Raw genomic sequence first — 15,776 nt, forward strand, 5'->3', positions numbered from 1 at the left:
CACCGGCGCCCCCGAAATAGCCGCGATTGTTTCAGCCTCCGTTCAGGAACGATAGGCAATAGAGGCAATTGGCACTGCTGCGAATTCCGAAATGTGCATGCCCTCATATGGTCATGAGGCGATGACAGTTGTGAAACCGCGCGGCAGAGGTATGCTCCATTTGCCGCGGACTTGGTCGGATCTCGGGGTCGGATCCGCTTCCCTGCCCCCTCAGCCCCTTTTGGTTTAGCCGCGATGCGGGTTGTCGCCGCCGTTCTGTTGCTTGTGTCCGCGCTCCACGCCGGCCTCTGGGGAGTCTTGCGCGACAAGGAACCCGCGCCCGACTTCAAGGGCTTGCTGCCCAGTGTCTCCTACGCGCCGTTCGAGGGCTCGGCTCACCCCGACATCGACAACATCCCATCAGTGGAGAAAATCCGCGCCGACCTGAAGACGCTGTCGACGATGACGCGCGCGATCCGGCTCTATTCGTCCACCGGCGGCGTGGAACTGGTGCCGCCGATCGCGGCCGAGTTCGGCCTCAAGGTTACCGTCGGCGCCTGGATCGACAAGGACAAGGATCGCAACGAGCGCGAGATCAAGGCCGCCATCGAGCTCGCCCGCAAGAACAGCAACGTCAACGGAGTCGTGGTCGGCAACGAGGTGATCTACCGCGGCGAGCAGAAGGTCGAAGACCTCATCGAGATGATCAAGAAGGTCAAGGGCTCGGTCCGCGTGCCCGTCACGACCGGTGAGATCTGGAACATCTGGCGCGACAATCCCGACCTCGGCTCGAACGTCGACTTCATCGCCGCCCACGTCCTGCCTTATTGGGAAAATTTCCGCTCGGACCAGGCGGTCGATCAGGCCGTCGACCGCTACAATCTGTTGCGCAACCTGTTCCCCGGCAAGCGCATCGTGATCGCCGAGTTCGGCTGGCCGAGCGCGGGTTACAATTTGCGCAACGCCGACCCCGGTCCGTTCCAGCAGGCACTGACCTTGCGCAACTTCGTCAGCCGCGCCGACGCCATCGGCATGGAATACAACATCGTCGAGGCCATCGATCAGCCCTGGAAGTACTTCGAAGGCGGCGTCGGTCCGTACTGGGGCATCCTCAACGCCAGCCGCGAGCCGAAATTCGCCTGGACCGGCCCGGTGGAGAATCCCGACTATTGGAAGCTGATGGGTGTCGCGCTTCTGGTCGGAATCCTGCTGTCGCTGCCGATCCTGCGGCTGCAGCAGCCCACGGCGAAGCAGGCGTTCCTGCTGTCGGCCACCGCCAACGGCGTCGGCGCCTGGGCCGCAACGGTGTTCGCGTTCTGGAACGGGCACTATTTCATCTTCGGCTCCGCCTTCGCGCTCACGCTCGGCATGATCCTGCTTGTTCCCCTCGTGCTGATCGCGATGGCGCGCGTCGACGAGATCGCGGCCGTCGCGTTCGGCCGGCCGCCGCAGCGGCTGCTCACAAAAGGCAAGCCGGTCGAGAGCGTTCCGGAGAATTACTTCCCAAAAGTCTCGATCCACATCCCCGCTTATTTCGAGCCGGTCGAGATGCTCAAGCAGACGCTCGATGCGCTGTCGCGGCTGAACTATCCGAATTACGAATGCGTCGTCATCATCAACAATACGCCGGACCCTGCCTTCTGGCAGCCGATCCAGGATCATTGCCGCGCGCTCGGTGAACGCTTCAAGTTCATCAACGCCGAGAAGGTGCAGGGCTTCAAGGCCGGCGCGCTGCGTATCGCGATGGACCGCACCGCCGTCGACGCCGAGATCATCGGCATCCTCGATGCCGATTACGTCGTCGATCCCGACTGGCTGAAGGATCTCGTGCCGGCTTTCGCCGATCCCAGCGTCGGCCTGGTGCAGGCGCCGCAGGAACATCGCGACGGCGACCTGTCGATCATGCACTACATCATGAACGGCGAATATGCCGGCTTCTTCGACATCGGCATGGTCCAGCGCAACGAGACCAACGCCATCATCGTGCACGGCACGATGTGCCTGATCCGCCGTGCCGCGATGGACATGGCCGGCGGCTGGTCGTCCGACACGATCTGCGAGGACAGCGATCTCGGCCTTTCGATCCAGCAGCTCGGCTGGACCACGCACTACACCAACCACCGCTACGGCCAGGGCCTGCTCCCCGACACCTACGAGGCCTTCAAGAAGCAGCGTCACCGCTGGGCTTATGGCGGCCTCCAGATCGTCAAGAAGCACTGGCGGAATTTCCTGCCGGGACGGAGCCGGCTGACGCCCGACCAGAAGCGCGAATATGGCCTGGGCTGGCTGAACTGGCTGGGCGCCGAAAGCCTCGGCGTGGTCGTGGCCCTGCTCAACCTGGTCTGGGTGCCGATCGTCGCCTTCGCCGACATCGCCATCCCCGACAAGATCCTGACGCTGCCAATCATCGGCGCCTTCGTCGTCTCGCTCGCGCACTTCTTGTCGATGTACCGCGCGCGCGTCGCGATCAAGCCCGGCCAGATGCTAGGCGCGATGATCGCCGCCATGAGCGTGCAGTGGACGGTGTCGCGCGCGGTGGCGCAAGGACTGATCACCGAGCACATCGCGTTCGCGCGCACGTCCAAGGGCGGCCTGTCCAGGATGTCGATCGAGTTCCAGGCGTTCTGGGAGGCGGTGATCGGCGCCCTGCTCCTGATCGGCGCCGGCGTGCTGGTGGCCTCCAACAGCTATCGCCAGATCACCGAGATCTACATTTTCGCTGGCGTGCTGGTGCTGCAGAGCCTGCCGTTCCTGGCTGCGGTCGCGATCGCCATCCTCGAGCTCAGCCGCATCAACTCGTTCCAGTTCTGGCGCGACAGCGCGATCCGCACCGCCGAGCTGATCGGCCTGCGCCCGGTCGCGTTGCCGACCCCCGCCGGCACGCCGCAGCAATTGCCGGTGCCGAGCGAGGTCCGGCGGGAAGCGAACTGACAGGGCCCCGAACGCGACATCCGGCCCATGGACGGATGTCGCGGCTTCTTCGGCGTGGATGACGGCCGCCATTCCGGTTGAGAATCCCGGCTCAAGCATTGGAAACGGCGAGCGAATTCCCGCTCTTGCCTTCAACTTCGGCAGCCACCCGAGCTATTGACCTCCGCGCCCCATCCCCCTACACAGCGCGGGCCGAAAGCATGATCCGGAAACAGCCGGTTTTTCCGCAACGCTTGCGTCGATGTGGCGGCAAGACATGCTTTTCCAAATGTCCGAAGACGATGGCGATTTCTTTGAAGCCATCAGCGGCCATGGGAGCGCGTAGCTCAGCCGGTAGAGCACGTGACTTTTAATCACGGGGTCCTGGGTTCGAGCCCCAGCGCGCTCACCAAATCAATTAAATACTTACGCCGAGACGACGCGCTCCGAAAAGACTGTGTGTCTGCAGATCGGCTGCCGGTGTTGGCACGCGCGGCGCTTCGATGCCCCCTCTGCACCGCGCGACATAGGCCCGACTGGACGGCAAAAGTCCTGCATCGGTGATCGCTGCCCCGTCGCTCTGTGACTATCGCCGGAATGAATGCTCGATCTCGCGCAGCATTGCCAAGACACGGTCAGTATACCGCCCGTAGGACAACTGCTGGTCCGCGAGACTCGCCGCCGCCAGGACGAGAGCAGCTATGGCCACGCCCTTGATCATGGGCCCTTCCGCTTTTGCGTCACCAGTCGCAATGGAATGTTGTGCAAATTCGCGCGGCCTCGCACGGCCGGTTCTGTCCTGCCCAACGCCTGCGCGATCTCGTCGGGTCGGTGCCCAGCCGCCGCCATCGCCAGCAGTTGTTGATGCTCCTCCGGTGTCCACCTCCGGATCAACGGATAGCGTGACTGTGCCATCGCCCGGCGTCCCCAGCCTGTTGCCAGTTTATCCTCGGCTGCATTTGCTGAGTCGCGCTTTAACCTATGATAGCCAACCCCCGCAGGACGGGGGCGAGCGGATGGCGCCGGACTGGCGCGTCCACAGGGCCAGGGCTTGGACGTAGGCTCCACGGCGGCGTAAGCCGGTAGTTTTCCGGGCTGTAGATTTTCGCCGGTCTTAATAATTCTGGCGAATGATTGCTCCGATGATTGGAGACCTCGACCATCAAGCAGAAGCCATCGCCGCGATGCAGAAGGCGATCGCCGCGACCTGTCCCGCCGAGCGGTTGAAGTGGTTGCGGACCGCCTTGGCCTGGAAGGACCTTGCAAGCTTGGCGAAGGGCAAGGCGGCAGCCTGAAGGTCACACAGCCAACCCCTGCTAGCCGCTCAAGATCTCGCGCAGTTTTCGATCATCTTCCCGAGTGCGGAGCGGAGAACCGGCTTCTCCAATCGGGGACATCGCGGAAGCCAACTGACAATCCATCGGATGTGTGGCTGATCAGGAAGAAAATGGCAAGCCGCGACCACGAGTGATCTCCGCCACCAGTTCGGTCGTTTCATTGCCAAGCCTCAGGTCGAGAATGGCCAAATCGAAGTCAGCCACCCGCGCGACTTCGATTGCTTCCTTCAGGGTGCCTGCTTCGGCGACGACTTCGCGACCCAACTCCTCCAGCATGTCGCAGACCATCATACGGATGACGGATCAGCGCGACGTCCTCCACGACCAAGATTGAGAGTGCGCCCATGCTTCGTCTCGTTGGCCTGATGTCAATGTATGTCGCGTCATGCGGCCCGGCAGTTCCTGGGGCCTCCGCACCCTCTTATGTTTCACTTTTGGACACATTTTGGGGAAACAAAGCCGGGCAACATTGTAGGTCAGCCATCGGAGACGGAGTAAACATGACAGCGCCGCCGCCTCTCATCTTGGTGGTTGAGGATGAATATCCATTGCAGGCCGTGGTCGAGGAAGCCCTGCTGGAGGCAGGCTTCGCGACTGACATCCTGTCGTCTGCCGAGGAAGCTCTGACTCTCTTCAGAAGCGGTATGAAGGAGTACCGGGCGCTCGTCGCGGATGTAAACCTCAAGGGCAGGCTCAGCGGCTGGGACTTGGCCAGACAGGTCAGAGAACGAGAGCCGACGTTGCCCATAGTCTACATGACCGGTGGCGTGGCGGACGATTGGGGCTCGCAAGGGGTCCCAAGCAGCATCTTGTTGCAGAAGCCGTTCGCGACGGCCCAGCTCATCACTGCGGTTTCGCAGCTCCTCAATCACGTCACTCGTGAGTAAAACCGCCGTCACCCATTCACTGGCTCTCGTAGCCGGCCACCATCCCAAGCATGGCGGCGGGAACCAAGCTCGGCAATGAAAGTTTTTCATCTCAGGTGGCCGTTCAGGCTTTGCCTGCAATGACGCAGGATATCTTCATGTGCGGCAAATGCGATGAAATCGACGAGAAGATCGCGCACCATAGCCGGTTGTTGTCTCTTATCACTGACAAGATCGCGAGAGACGGCATCGCCGGCTTGATCGAGGAAATGAAGACGGAGAAAGCTGCACTTCATCCCGAACCAGAGGAGAAGTAACAGTGCACTCGCTGCCGAGCCAAGTTTTGCACGGAGCCTTTCGTCCGGATTTCAGGCATGCCGCGCTATTTTTTCCACGTCCGGGGTGTTGAACCGAGCACCGACACTGAAGGCGAAGACCTGCCGGACGCTGAAGCGACCTGGCGAGAGGCCACGGTTTTTGCCGCCGACCTTCTGATGAACATGCAGGGTCGACTTGAACCGGGCCACGAATGGTACCTGGAGGTCACCGACGAGGCCGGAACGTCGATCTTCAGCATTTACATCAGCGCGCAGAACGGCCGATAGCCTCACTCTGTTGGAGGGGTTTGGCCGGAACGATCCAACGGCCGGGCGATTGCCTCTTTGAGTAGGAGTTGCGTCATGCGTCATGCGCCGTCGATTGTGCCGCTGGATCGGCTCGACCGTGAGATTTACCTGGTGCTGGAAGACTTCGGCGCGCGCGCCGGCTGCTCGTGGCGCGAGACCGACGAGCAGGATACCGATGTCGAGACCATCATCCGCGACCTACTCTCCGGGCAGTACGCCTATCCCGTCCATATTGTCGCCTTCAACGCGATCGAGGGCTGGTCTCGCGATGCCACCAGCGAGATCGCAGATGAGCTTGCGGTGCGTGTCAGGGGTAGCGAGATCACGCCGGCCTTGCGGGCCTTCGTCCAAGCAAATGCTTCCCGACCTTTTGCTGTACAACTGGCGCTCCCTCTAAGGGGAGCCGCCTGACAGCAAATCTGCGATCACAATGTTGCGTGGGATTGATGCGATGACAGTGCGCTAAACAGGCACAGTTATCGAAGGTTCGCGCTTCCCTTTGGCTTTATTTTTTGGTACCAAAATAAATGAAACCAGCAAAAAAGATTCGTGCCAAAAAACATCGCGGCCGCCCCGCGACTGGTCAGGGCGTCCAGATCGGCACGCGCTGGCCGGAATCGACTGTCGCTCAGATCGACGAATGGGCGTCGGGACAGCAAGACACTCCCGCTCGTTCTGAATCCATCCGTCGGCTGGTCGAGATTGGCTTGGGCAAGTCCGCCCCTGCCCTCACGGTTACGTCTGCCGCCAAGGCCTCGTCCGAGCGGGCTCGGGAAATGGCGGGCAGCGCGATCGACAAGCTCAAAGACAACAAAGCGAGCCCGGATGACCAGGCCAGCCGCAAGCGGCGGCTCGTCAAGGGACCCGAGGAATTCCAGAACGTTCGACGCGACCGGCCAAATCGAAAATGAATTGACCGGCGCCCGCTTGGTCAATCTCGCCCGAAGGCAGAAAGCAAATGATCAAACCCAAACGGTCCGCCGCGCAACAACTGGCGGATGAAGCCGAACGAAGGACCCTCAATCCGATAGGATCGAGACAGACGATAGCCGACAGTCAAGCCACGCCGGAGTTTCAGGAAAACCTGAAACGCCTGAAGTCCGAGCGGCTGGAGCGTGAGGCTCGACTGAATCCGAAGCGCAAGGTCTGATTTGGGCTGATCCAGCTTTCGCCTCGCCTCGCCTGGTGGGGCCGGTCAGGCGAACGAGCCGCGTCGGATGGAGGGTGCAGAAGGTCATGGGAATGTTGAATCGTCGGTGGATGATCTTCCTGTTGGTTTCCGTGGTGATTGTTTGCTCGATCTTCGCAGGCGCTCGATACTATCTAAGCAAATGCCATGGCATGGATGCGTGCGCGGCCGCCGAAGCCGAGAGCCACGAGCGCGACAAGCCAACCGAGCCACAATAGTTTTCGGGTGAAAAGCCGGCCTGCAATAGCGGCTCCGGAGCCGCGGCGGGTGCAAGGTCGAAGGTGCCAATCCACCGTTTTACAACCTGGGGAAAACTGCCTGCAGGTCAGCGCGCCTGCATTTTCCGAATCGCCTGTGCGTGCTCGCTGCCTCAGTATGTTCTGCTTGTGGGGGGCGCGTGAGCCAGTTTTTGTCCGTGCTGCTGTTGGCGACCGCCATGACTCTGACCCTGTGCTTCGGGGTGGCGGCGTGGCGCCAATCCGCTGTGAGAGACGTCGATATCACTGCCACCATTCCCCATCAGGAAAACGGCTGGCGAGCGAGGCCGACGAACTAAAGCACCTTCCGTTGCGCTATCCACCGTAGTTCTAACAGTTCGATGAACGGTCTCTTGATCTCGCGCTTGGGCCTGTACCCATAACTGGGTACGCGTGAATGTCAGCGGCCGCTGATCGTAGCAATCAACGACCATGTCGAGCAGATCATCGGTAACGGACAAAGCTGCACGCACCGCACCACCGCTGCCGATGAAGCGCCGGCGAATTTCGCGACGAAAGTCAGAAGACCGCGACGGCGGACTACACCACGCCGCCGAAGTCGATGCCTTCCTTGGCGAGCGCCTCGGCTTCCTCGGCGGACGCTGTCGGCTTCGTCTCGAGGTAGGGACGCTCAGTCGCCGGCAGAATGGTGCGAATGTTCTGGCCGTCTGTCCGCGTGATGCGAGCAACCCAGCGCTTGGGGCCGTGCTCAACTTGCTCGATATGGTACTGCTTGTACGTAATCATGACTCACGGACGCAACTGACGCTGGCGGAAGGTTCCCTTTATATCCAACGGGACGCCTCCGGACAACGATTTCTTAGAGTGAGGTTAAGATCGCCGGCGTGAACCCGTTCAGCGATCATTCAGCCGCTCAGTCGTAGGCATATTGCGATTGGGAGGAGATCCGATGATCGGTGCAGTCGTCGCAACCTTGCTGGCTCTACAGCTCGGTGAGGTTCATCAGGTTCAATACCGTGTCCCTGTACACCCACCGCCGTGCGGCAACGGCTGGGACGTCGGCGCCCGCGACGGCATGTGCTACCCCAACGGCTACTTGCCGCCGCAAGAACAGGCCGCACGGCAATATTATAGTGGCGGCAGGGGCTCTGGCCACTACCCCGTTCCTTGCGGACACGGTGCCGATATCGATACCCGCGACGGCCAGTGCTACCCGAACGGAACGGTTCCGCCGCAGTTTCAACAGGGCCGGCAAGGCTATTACGGCGATGATTATTACGAGCGCCGTCCACGGCGCCGTTACTATTGAACGGCCCCTCGGGGTAAGCCCGCGGGCCCCTAATAATCGCTTCTTCGGATCCGTGGTGACGGTGCCGGACTGCACTGTCACCTGCATTCTTGTAATTCCAAGTCGGGCAAAAGCCCCGCTCGCGTGAGCCCGCCAAGTGAGCGCGGACATAGTCCCAGATCACTTGGTCCCAGATGACTTGGTCCTAGATGACTTGCCTGACCCTATCTTCAGCTCTCCGGGGCCGAAACTGTAGCAGGCACGCTCAGCGGCGCTCCTCCAACTGAAACGGGACCTACAGATTTGGACTGCCGGGCGAGCCGCTTGCGGATCGCTGCGGACAGTCCGTAGCGCGCATGCGCTCTTCGAACGGAGGACGTGACGTCCGACATCATGGCATTTTGCAGCGAGTCGATCTTCGCAATCAGCGTGGACAGCTGCGAAGATACCTTCTTCACATCGACGCGTTCGTCCGTGATGCTCTGTCGCAGCGAAAGCAGCACCATGGAATCCGCCTGCAGCACAGCCGCGTTTTGCTGCAGTGCCTGGTTGCTCTCCTGCAGCGAAGCCGTGTGTTGCTGCTGGGTCGACTGAATGTCCTTCAAGGCGGCGACAACCGGATCCGGCTTTGGCGCTGAAGCCTCTTGCCGCGGTAGCAGATCGGCCAGGCTGCTCAGGTTCAGCGATGGCAGGCCGGACGGCCATGTGTAGATCGCCGCCGCGCCGTTGATGGCGAGGGCACACAGCGACAGCGCCATGACCGACGTGCGGCTGGAGCGCTTGATCGGTTCTGGAGCGCCCAAGCTTGCGGGTTCGTCGGCCGCGATGGCCGCAGCCAGTGCTGCAGGGTCGAGCTGTTCGACAAGGCCTTGCGTTTCGAAAGTCGTGGTCATGGCATTGACCCCAAATGAGCGAGCAACAGGAAGCCGTCGCCGGAACGTCCTCGCGACGGCTCCCTTACGCAGCACCCATCTACAACTGTCTAAAATTGTGGGCTTTTCAGCTTAATTCCACGTTAGCGACCGCGGCCTGCTGCAGACCCCGCCACCCCGGCCGACTACGGGGGCGTGCGACAGACATGACACGCAGGCCGGTGCGAGAGCTCCTCCCGATCCCGGGAAGTCGCCGTGGTCCGAAGCTGATTTTCCGAAGTTGGCAAACTACCCCTGTTTTGCCCGACGAGTCAACGGCGTCTCCGCCGGATGCAAGACCGCCGTGTACCAAAAAGAAAGCGTTGCGCCAGCGGGACTTAGCTACTGTGCATGGGGTTGTTTTCGCGATTTTGGCCACCGCCTGCTCCTGCGCCGGGCCCCCTGTCCCAAAAGCCGCGAGACAACCCGCTCAAAAAGTGTAGGATTCGACAAAACAGGGAGGAACGGCATGTTTGAAATCAGCGGTTTCGACACGGCAGGAATCGTCAGCCTCAAGCGGCTGTCACTCACCGCCGCCCTCAAGAAGGCCAAGGAGCTTATTGCTGACGGGTGCTGGGGCGTTCAGGTGATTGGTCCAGGTGGCCAGGTCTACACCTCGTTCGAGGAGCAAGCCGCGTAGCCGCCCGCCTTCGGCATCAATCTTCGGCATCATTCGGAAAGCACCCGACCGATCGCGCGCCGCGCGCTCTGGCCGTTGCGGTGATCGACGTGAAAACCCCAGCGCCTGGTGGAGCGCTGGGGCGTTTTCAAAATATCAATTGGTGAAGCAATGAGGCCTTCGTAGCAGCGATCCCGACCATCGCTTGTGAACTGCTTCACACGTCCTTCGATCTTTCCACACCTTGCCGAGGCTCAACTGCCGCGCGCCGTGCCGTTGCCAATCAACTCGTTTGGGAGCACGCTCTCTCCAGGCGCGCAGACGCCGCTCAGGGAGAAAGCCATGAAGGACACGGGCCTGGATCATCGCCACCGCGACAAGGATGGCGCGATCAGCAAGAAGCACGGCAACACGCTGGTCGGTACGTTGCGCAAGATCTACGGCAAGGGTTTTGCCGCCGGCTATCCGGATACGACTGAACTCAGCGAGGTCTTGCACCAGCTGAACGAGACATCGCTAAGCCAGTTGCGTCGCGATCACGACACCGGGCATCTCGGCCACAAGATCGACCACGTCCCGAAGTGACGGCCTCCCCTCGTCCCAACTTCAGGTAGCTGAAATCAACTTCGCTGCCGGGTGTCTCGGCGAATTTGCCGTTTGAGCCCTCGCCGCCCGAGCGCTAGGATGAGCCTTTTACGGAGGCTCATTTGAAACAGCTCATTGTCATCACCGCCCTTGCCCTCGCCGTGACGGCTCCCGCCCGCTCGCAGGCCCTCGTCGATCCCAACAAGGTTGCTCCCGAATATCGCGAGGCGGCCGAGAAGCGGCGTGCCGAGCAGATGCGGCAGCGCGAATGCGCGCTGAAGGCAGATCTCGAGAAGGTGCTGCCCAGGGATCGCACCGTCTATCTCAACCATTGCCTGGACACGATGGCGGCCAAGCAATAGGCGGCTGTTTCAAGCGGCTTGGCGTCCCGGACGCGTTCAAGCTTTCTTCAGACATTTGGGATCACCTGACGATCCATTTCCATCAGTCATTGTCGATCGACCGCGCATGAGTTTCGTCCAGATTCAGTGCACGCGCTGCAAGACCGTGTTCCGCGACCGCGCGGGACGGTTGCAGGACGGCTATTCCAGGCAATGTCCGAGCTGCGAGGTGGTGCTGTTCTTCGCGGAGGATTCGCCGAACCCTCAGGTCAAGCAGGCCATGAAGCGCGCGCGCAAGGTTCGCAAGGAGCAGCGCGAAACCGAAATGGCCAGGGTGTCCGCGCCGCAACCGCGCGCCAATTTTTCGCGGGCCCACACCGGACGGATACAGCTCTCCTCGGAGGACGACGGGGACTAGCTCACCCACGCTTCCGCGGAAACAGGCGGTCGCGGATATAGCGCGAGGTCGGCGTCAGGCGGATGCCGCGCGGCTTCTGCCAGACGGCGCGGTCGATCTCGTTCTTGTCACCGATCGCGAGCCTGCCCTTGGCGCCCTTGGCGATGAAGATCGCGTCGCTCATCTTGCGGCCGGAGCGCTTGTTCCTGGCCGTCACTTCCTTCCAGAGGCTGATCCGGCCGAGCTTCAGCTTGGGCAGCTCTTCCTTGATCTCCCGCCGCAGGCAGTCCTTGTCGGACTCGCGCGCGCGCTTGCGGCCGCCCGGGAACATCCACAGGCCGTCCGACCGGCGCCTGACCAACAATACCTTGCCGCGCTTGGCGGCGACCAGCTTGGAAGACTTCGCCATGTCCGCCGTAATCGAGAACAGAATCGAGCCCATGGTAACTTGTCTAGTCGGATAGACAAGTTCCATGGACCTTGATCACACGGGGCTAAGGCCGCCAGGTCTGATTGACTCCGGCAGGCAGGCCGATCCGCCGTTCGAGGGGGCCGGATCAGCCCTCGCCCGTCGCTGTCCCCGCCCTCGACCCCGCCTCTGCCCGGTCCTCCGTCCTGATCCAGGCCATCATCATCTCCCAGGCCACCGACAGGATGATCGGGCCGATGAACAGGCCGACGATGCCGTGGGCAAGCGTGCCGCCGATCACGCCGACGAAGATGACGATGGTCGGCGTGGTCAGGCCGCGCCCCATCACCAGCGGCTTCAACATGGTGTCGAGGAAGCCGACGACGACGAGAAACACGGTGAGCAGCAGCGCGGTGGTGACGTCCTTGGCGGTCCATATCCAGATGATCACCGGCAGCAGCACCAGGAAGGCGCCGATCTGCACGATCGAGAGCAGCAGCACGATAAAGGCGAGCAGGCCTGCGCTCGGCACCGCGGCAAGCTTGAAGCCGATGCCGGCGAGCAATGCCTGCACGATCGCGACGCCGATCACGCCTTGCGCCACGGCACGGATGGTTGCGCCTGCGAGCCCCAGGAAATGCTCGCTCTGTTCGGGCACGATGCGAAACAGGAAGCCGCGGCCGGCCGCAACCAGCCTTGGCCCGTGCGGAAACAGGAAGCCGGCCACGAACACCGAGACCAGGAACTGCAGCGTGCCGACGCCGGCGTCACCCGCGAGCCCAAGCAACGGTCCCGCCAGCGGCTGGAGATACGGCGCCACCTCGCGCAGCACCGCGCGGATGTTGTTGTAGGCCTGCTCCCACAAATCGAATAGCCAGGGGCCAACGAGCGGCCACGATTTGAGCTGCTCCGGCGCCGACTGAAGCGCGAGGTCGCCGGTGCCGAGCTGGTGCGCCAGCTCGCGCACGCCGTCCACTGCGCTGATGCCGAGCCAGGTCGCAGGACCGATGACGATGCCGAGCGTGATCAGGGTCAGGATCGCCGCTGCGGTCTTGGGCCGGCCGCCCAGGATCTTCGCGACCCAGCTGAAGGCCGGGTAGAACGCGACCGCGAGCACGCCGCTCCAGGCAAGGATCGGCACGAAGGGGCGGATGATCAGGAAGGTCCAGATGATCAGCAGGCCGAGCAGGCCGACGCGGATCACGAGCTGGATGATGTCCTCGCCCGTCAGGAGCTGACGCAGACTTTTCACGGGCACGGCTTTCCTTGCGGCATTGACGCGGGTTCCGCCACTTGCGCGGCCCAGCGTTATTGCCAGCCGCGCACCCTGCGTCAAGGCGACGGGGCCGGCCCGAGCCGGTGATTAGGAACGCATCGGGCCATTCGGCATTCGGAGACGATGGTACGCCGCCCCAGAGAGCCCGTCGCACACGCAGGCATTCACCGCGGCGTGCACTTTTCGCTGAAGCCAAACGCGGCACCGGGCTATTGGCGCTACGCCTATGCCGTCGGCGACAGGGCCCGCTGCGGGCGCGTGCAAGGCAGGCTGCCGTTGCTCGCCATCAGGCGCGTACAGATGCGCATCGACCGGGACATGCGGAGCATTAACGACGATTAACCGGATTTCGGCCGACCGGTTTACGCCGTTGCAAAGGCGGGCACCTAGGCTTCCTTCGAGGTCCCCCAAACCACTTTCGGTGCAATGGCCAATAGCATCTGGACGATCGAAGAATTCACCTGCCCGGGTTGCAGCATGAACTACACCGCGACAAGGGAGGAGCACGCCGAAGCGCATTCCGGCAGCTTCAAGTGCAGCATCTGCAGCGGCGTGGTGCACACCTGGTCCGGCAAGCATCATTTCTTCGGCTGGGAAGCGGTGAAGACCAAGCCGCCCGTGTTTGGAAGGCGCTGGGCCGGAGCCGGATGGTAGTCTGCTTCCAGCGGACCCAGACCAGCTACTCCCGTCAACGCTGCCTGCCCGAACTGCGGCTTCTGCTACTCTGCGGCACCGGTTAACATCCGCGCCCCGCAACTGAAGCCGACACGCAATGACCTCACCCTTCGTTCCCCAGATCGCCCTTTACCGCACCTGGCTCGCCGAACAGCGCGGCCTTACCTTCGCAAGCTACGAGGAGATGCGGCAATGGTCGGTGCGCGATCTCGACGGGTTCTGGCACAGCATCTGGGACTATTACGATCTGCAATCGCCAACGCCGTTTGCGGCCGTGATCACCGAGCGCAAGATGCCCGGCGCGGTCTGGTTTTCCGGCGCCCAGGTTAACTATGCCCGGCAGGTGTTCCGCCATGTGGAGGCGGCTGACGCCGCCGGCCTGCCAGCGATCGTCAGTTCCGGCGAGGACGGCAGGCTTTGCGAGACGAGCTGGCCGGAGCTGCGGCGCAAGGCGGTTGCCCTCGCGCTGCATCTGAAAGAAAAAGGCATCAGGCCCGGCGACCGGGTCGCCGCCTATCTGCCCAACATCCCCGAGACCATCATCGCATTCCTGGCGAGCGCCAGTATCGGCGCGATCTGGAGCGTGTGCGCGCCCGACATGGCCGCACCCGCCGTGATCGACCGCTTCAAGCAGATCGAACCGAAAGTGCTGATCGCCTGCGACGCCGTCACCTATGCCGGACGCTGGCACGATCGCAAAGACGTTCTCGCCGAGCTGCGGCGATCGCTGCCGACGGTCGAGCACGTCATCCTGCACAGCGAGGCCGCCGCGCGCCCAGCGGCGGACGCCCTGCTCTCCGAGATTGTCGCAGCAACGGGCGCCGCGATCGACGCGTTCGAGCCAGCGTGGCTGCCGTTCGATCATCCGCTCTGGATCGTCTATTCGAGCGGCACGACCGGCCTGCCGAAGCCGATCGTGCACGGCCATGGCGGCATCGTCATCGTGGTGCTGGCGCTGCTGGGATTGCACAACGATCTCGGCTGCTCCTACCACGAGAACTCGTTCGGCGAGCGCTATCACTGGTACTCTTCGACGGGCTGGATCATGTGGAACAGCCAGATCGGCGGCCTGCTCGGCGGCACCACCTGCTGCATCTTCGACGGCAGCCCCGGCGGCGCCAGGGACAAGCCGGACTGGACCACGTTGTGGCGCTTCGTCGCGCAATCCAAAGCGACCTTCTTCGGAGCGGGCGCCGCGTTCTTCGCCAACTGCGCCAAGGCCGAGATCGACCTCACCGCCGCCGGTGATCTCTCACAGCTTCGATGTCTCGGCTCGACCGGCTCTCCACTGAGCGCCGACACGCAAGCCTGGTTCAACGACCGCTTCGCGGCGCTCGCGAAGATCAATGGCAGCAAGGCGCAGGCCGATATCTGGTGGGCCAACATCTCCGGCGGCACCGATTTCGCCGGCGCCTTCATTGGCGGCAATCGCGAACTGCCGCAGACGCCGGGCGCGATGCAGTGCCGTCTGCTGGGTGCCGCCGTGGAAGCCTTCGACGAACAGGGCCGCGCCGTCATCGGCGAGGTCGGCGAGCTCGTCTGCACCGAGCCGATGCCGTCGATGCCGCTCTATTTCTGGAACGACAAGGGCGATGCGCGCTATCGCGCGAGCTATTTCGAGACCTATCCGGACAATTTCGACGGCAGCGGCCGCGGGCCGGTGTGGCGGCATGGCGACTGGCTCAAGGTCGACCCGGACGGCTCCTGCATCATCTATGGCCGCAGCGATGCCACCATCAACCGGCATGGTCTGCGCATGGGCACGAGCGAACTCTACTCCGCGATCGAGGCGTTGCCGGAGGTGCTGGATTCCCTCGTCGTCGATCTCGAATATCTGGGCCGTGACAGCTACATGCCGCTGTTCGTGGTGCTGCGCGAAGGCGTCGCCTTCGACGGCGCAATGCAGGCGAGGATCAACAAGGCGATCGAGGCCGGCCTCTCCCGCCGCTTCCTGCCCAACGAGATTTTTGCGGTCGCCGAGATCCCGCGCACGCTCTCGGGCAAGAAGCAGGAGCTGCCGATCAAGAAGCTGCTGCTCGGCCAGCCCGTCGAGAAGGTCATCAACCGGGAGGCGATGGCCAATCCCGCCTGCCTCGACTGGTACCTTGCCTTTGCACGCGACTATCTGGCGCGGACCGAGACTTGAGGGG

General features: G+C 62.5%; 22 protein-coding genes and 1 tRNA gene. 17 read left to right on the forward strand and 6 right to left on the reverse strand.

Annotation, left to right across the window (positions count from 1 at the left end; genetic code table 11):
- Positions 1-234: 234 nt before the first annotated feature.
- The 3 genes from IVB47_RS14250 (at position 235) to IVB47_RS14260 (ending at position 4,184) form a co-directional block, all read left to right on the forward strand.
- A complete protein-coding gene (locus IVB47_RS14250; RefSeq protein ID WP_247462241.1) occupies positions 235-2,910 on the forward strand; it encodes a glycosyltransferase in 2,676 nt (891 codons plus the stop codon).
- A gap of 315 nt (positions 2,911-3,225) precedes the next feature.
- Positions 3,226-3,301: transfer RNA gene (locus IVB47_RS14255), tRNA-Lys, on the forward strand.
- A gap of 730 nt (positions 3,302-4,031) precedes the next feature.
- Entirely contained in the window at positions 4,032-4,184 is a 153-nt protein-coding gene (locus IVB47_RS14260; protein WP_247289894.1) for a hypothetical protein, read from the forward strand.
- 141 nt (positions 4,185-4,325) lie between these two features.
- On the opposite strand, the gene IVB47_RS14265 is transcribed toward IVB47_RS14260, so the two are convergent.
- Entirely contained in the window at positions 4,326-4,502 is a 177-nt protein-coding gene (locus IVB47_RS14265) for a hypothetical protein (RefSeq protein WP_247289884.1), read from the reverse strand.
- 224 nt (positions 4,503-4,726) lie between these two features.
- Between IVB47_RS14265 and IVB47_RS14270 the strand changes: the two genes are divergently transcribed.
- From IVB47_RS14270 to IVB47_RS14300, 7 genes are all read left to right on the forward strand, one after another.
- Complete coding sequence (locus IVB47_RS14270; RefSeq protein WP_027567020.1) at positions 4,727-5,113, forward strand: response regulator; 387 nt, start codon at positions 4,727-4,729, stop codon at positions 5,111-5,113.
- A 50-nt stretch (positions 5,114-5,163) separates the two neighbouring features.
- Positions 5,164-5,409, forward strand: coding sequence for a hypothetical protein (locus IVB47_RS14275; RefSeq protein WP_247435640.1), 246 nt, complete (start codon positions 5,164-5,166; stop codon positions 5,407-5,409).
- A gap of 57 nt (positions 5,410-5,466) precedes the next feature.
- Positions 5,467-5,697, forward strand: coding sequence for a hypothetical protein (locus tag IVB47_RS14280; protein ID WP_247462244.1), 231 nt, complete (start codon positions 5,467-5,469; stop codon positions 5,695-5,697).
- A 75-nt stretch (positions 5,698-5,772) separates the two neighbouring features.
- The gene (locus IVB47_RS14285; RefSeq protein ID WP_247462246.1) at positions 5,773-6,129 is read left to right on the forward strand and encodes a hypothetical protein; all 357 of its coding nucleotides are present in this window, start codon (positions 5,773-5,775) and stop codon (positions 6,127-6,129) included.
- Between the two features lie 116 nt (positions 6,130-6,245).
- Positions 6,246-6,629, forward strand: a complete 384-nt coding sequence (locus tag IVB47_RS14290) for a hypothetical protein (RefSeq protein ID WP_247462248.1) — start codon at positions 6,246-6,248, stop codon at positions 6,627-6,629.
- A 47-nt stretch (positions 6,630-6,676) separates the two neighbouring features.
- Positions 6,677-6,868, forward strand: coding sequence for a hypothetical protein (locus tag IVB47_RS14295; RefSeq protein WP_247397768.1), 192 nt, complete (start codon positions 6,677-6,679; stop codon positions 6,866-6,868).
- A 74-nt stretch (positions 6,869-6,942) separates the two neighbouring features.
- The gene (locus IVB47_RS14300) at positions 6,943-7,125 is read left to right on the forward strand and encodes a hypothetical protein (RefSeq protein ID WP_018457954.1); all 183 of its coding nucleotides are present in this window, start codon (positions 6,943-6,945) and stop codon (positions 7,123-7,125) included.
- A gap of 579 nt (positions 7,126-7,704) precedes the next feature.
- Here the strand turns inward: IVB47_RS14300 and IVB47_RS14305 are convergent.
- Positions 7,705-7,911, reverse strand: a complete 207-nt coding sequence (locus IVB47_RS14305) for a hypothetical protein (protein ID WP_027567024.1) — start codon at positions 7,909-7,911, stop codon at positions 7,705-7,707.
- A 163-nt stretch (positions 7,912-8,074) separates the two neighbouring features.
- Here IVB47_RS14305 and IVB47_RS14310 point away from each other — a divergent pair, with 163 nt between their 5' ends.
- Positions 8,075-8,434 carry a hypothetical protein gene (locus tag IVB47_RS14310; protein WP_247462251.1) on the forward strand — a complete coding sequence of 120 codons (360 nt, stop codon included), beginning with the start codon at positions 8,075-8,077 and terminating at the stop codon, positions 8,432-8,434.
- A gap of 209 nt (positions 8,435-8,643) precedes the next feature.
- On the opposite strand, the gene IVB47_RS14315 is transcribed toward IVB47_RS14310, so the two are convergent.
- On the reverse strand, positions 8,644-9,306 hold the full coding sequence (locus IVB47_RS14315; protein ID WP_247462253.1) for a hypothetical protein: 663 nt from the start codon (positions 9,304-9,306) through the stop codon (positions 8,644-8,646).
- 487 nt (positions 9,307-9,793) lie between these two features.
- Here IVB47_RS14315 and IVB47_RS14320 point away from each other — a divergent pair, with 487 nt between their 5' ends.
- Entirely contained in the window at positions 9,794-9,964 is a 171-nt protein-coding gene (locus tag IVB47_RS14320; protein ID WP_007590796.1) for a hypothetical protein, read from the forward strand.
- A 29-nt stretch (positions 9,965-9,993) separates the two neighbouring features.
- Here IVB47_RS14320 and IVB47_RS14325 read toward each other — a convergent pair whose 3' ends face one another.
- On the reverse strand, positions 9,994-10,164 hold the full coding sequence (locus tag IVB47_RS14325; protein WP_247359396.1) for a hypothetical protein: 171 nt from the start codon (positions 10,162-10,164) through the stop codon (positions 9,994-9,996).
- 121 nt (positions 10,165-10,285) lie between these two features.
- Between IVB47_RS14325 and IVB47_RS14330 the strand changes: the two genes are divergently transcribed.
- The 3 genes from IVB47_RS14330 (at position 10,286) to IVB47_RS14340 (ending at position 11,287) form a co-directional block, all read left to right on the forward strand.
- Positions 10,286-10,528 carry a hypothetical protein gene (locus IVB47_RS14330; RefSeq protein WP_007590794.1) on the forward strand — a complete coding sequence of 81 codons (243 nt, stop codon included), beginning with the start codon at positions 10,286-10,288 and terminating at the stop codon, positions 10,526-10,528.
- A gap of 122 nt (positions 10,529-10,650) precedes the next feature.
- Positions 10,651-10,890 (forward strand): hypothetical protein, encoded by a 240-nt coding sequence (locus IVB47_RS14335; protein WP_247462255.1) that lies wholly within the window; start codon positions 10,651-10,653, stop codon positions 10,888-10,890.
- A 106-nt stretch (positions 10,891-10,996) separates the two neighbouring features.
- Positions 10,997-11,287 (forward strand): hypothetical protein, encoded by a 291-nt coding sequence (locus IVB47_RS14340; protein WP_027567028.1) that lies wholly within the window; start codon positions 10,997-10,999, stop codon positions 11,285-11,287.
- 1 nt (position 11,288) lies between these two features.
- Here the strand turns inward: IVB47_RS14340 and IVB47_RS14345 are convergent, their stop codons facing one another.
- Together IVB47_RS14345 and IVB47_RS14350 are read right to left on the reverse strand one after the other, a co-directional pair.
- Entirely contained in the window at positions 11,289-11,708 is a 420-nt protein-coding gene (locus IVB47_RS14345; protein WP_035961255.1) for an NUDIX hydrolase, read from the reverse strand.
- A 115-nt stretch (positions 11,709-11,823) separates the two neighbouring features.
- Positions 11,824-12,933, reverse strand: a complete 1,110-nt coding sequence (locus IVB47_RS14350; protein ID WP_027567029.1) for an AI-2E family transporter — start codon at positions 12,931-12,933, stop codon at positions 11,824-11,826.
- Between the two features lie 444 nt (positions 12,934-13,377).
- Here IVB47_RS14350 and IVB47_RS14355 point away from each other — a divergent pair, with 444 nt between their 5' ends.
- Both IVB47_RS14355 and IVB47_RS14360 read left to right on the forward strand, forming a co-directional pair.
- The gene (locus tag IVB47_RS14355) at positions 13,378-13,605 is read left to right on the forward strand and encodes a hypothetical protein (RefSeq protein WP_247462257.1); all 228 of its coding nucleotides are present in this window, start codon (positions 13,378-13,380) and stop codon (positions 13,603-13,605) included.
- Between the two features lie 118 nt (positions 13,606-13,723).
- The gene (locus tag IVB47_RS14360; protein ID WP_247462259.1) at positions 13,724-15,772 is read left to right on the forward strand and encodes an acetoacetate--CoA ligase; all 2,049 of its coding nucleotides are present in this window, start codon (positions 13,724-13,726) and stop codon (positions 15,770-15,772) included.
- Positions 15,773-15,776 lie beyond the last annotated feature (4 nt).

This window comes from Bradyrhizobium sp. 62 (assembly GCF_023073035.1).
Classification (GTDB): domain Bacteria; phylum Pseudomonadota; class Alphaproteobacteria; order Rhizobiales; family Xanthobacteraceae; genus Bradyrhizobium.

Bases quoted from the DNA above. Each gene is read 5' to 3' on its own strand.
- IVB47_RS14330 (WP_007590794.1), top strand. From the start codon at position 10,286: ATGAAGGACACGGGCCTGGATCATCGCCACCGCGACAAGGATGGCGCG.
- IVB47_RS14345 (WP_035961255.1), bottom strand. From the start codon at position 11,708: ATGGGCTCGATTCTGTTCTCGATTACGGCGGACATGGCGAAGTCTTCC.
- IVB47_RS14290 (WP_247462248.1), top strand. From the start codon at position 6,246: ATGAAACCAGCAAAAAAGATTCGTGCCAAAAAACATCGCGGCCGCCCC.
- IVB47_RS14260 (WP_247289894.1), top strand. From the start codon at position 4,032: ATGATTGGAGACCTCGACCATCAAGCAGAAGCCATCGCCGCGATGCAG.
- IVB47_RS14265 (WP_247289884.1), bottom strand. From the start codon at position 4,502: ATGCTGGAGGAGTTGGGTCGCGAAGTCGTCGCCGAAGCAGGCACCCTG.
- IVB47_RS14275 (WP_247435640.1), top strand. From the start codon at position 5,164: ATGGCGGCGGGAACCAAGCTCGGCAATGAAAGTTTTTCATCTCAGGTG.
- IVB47_RS14320 (WP_007590796.1), top strand. From the start codon at position 9,794: ATGTTTGAAATCAGCGGTTTCGACACGGCAGGAATCGTCAGCCTCAAG.
- IVB47_RS14285 (WP_247462246.1), top strand. From the start codon at position 5,773: ATGCGTCATGCGCCGTCGATTGTGCCGCTGGATCGGCTCGACCGTGAG.
- IVB47_RS14305 (WP_027567024.1), bottom strand. From the start codon at position 7,911: ATGATTACGTACAAGCAGTACCATATCGAGCAAGTTGAGCACGGCCCC.
- IVB47_RS14295 (WP_247397768.1), top strand. From the start codon at position 6,677: ATGATCAAACCCAAACGGTCCGCCGCGCAACAACTGGCGGATGAAGCC.
- IVB47_RS14250 (WP_247462241.1), top strand. From the start codon at position 235: ATGCGGGTTGTCGCCGCCGTTCTGTTGCTTGTGTCCGCGCTCCACGCC.
- IVB47_RS14360 (WP_247462259.1), top strand. From the start codon at position 13,724: ATGACCTCACCCTTCGTTCCCCAGATCGCCCTTTACCGCACCTGGCTC.
- IVB47_RS14310 (WP_247462251.1), top strand. From the start codon at position 8,075: ATGATCGGTGCAGTCGTCGCAACCTTGCTGGCTCTACAGCTCGGTGAG.
- IVB47_RS14270 (WP_027567020.1), top strand. From the start codon at position 4,727: ATGACAGCGCCGCCGCCTCTCATCTTGGTGGTTGAGGATGAATATCCA.
- IVB47_RS14280 (WP_247462244.1), top strand. From the start codon at position 5,467: ATGCCGCGCTATTTTTTCCACGTCCGGGGTGTTGAACCGAGCACCGAC.
- IVB47_RS14355 (WP_247462257.1), top strand. From the start codon at position 13,378: ATGGCCAATAGCATCTGGACGATCGAAGAATTCACCTGCCCGGGTTGC.
- IVB47_RS14340 (WP_027567028.1), top strand. From the start codon at position 10,997: ATGAGTTTCGTCCAGATTCAGTGCACGCGCTGCAAGACCGTGTTCCGC.
- IVB47_RS14315 (WP_247462253.1), bottom strand. From the start codon at position 9,306: ATGACCACGACTTTCGAAACGCAAGGCCTTGTCGAACAGCTCGACCCT.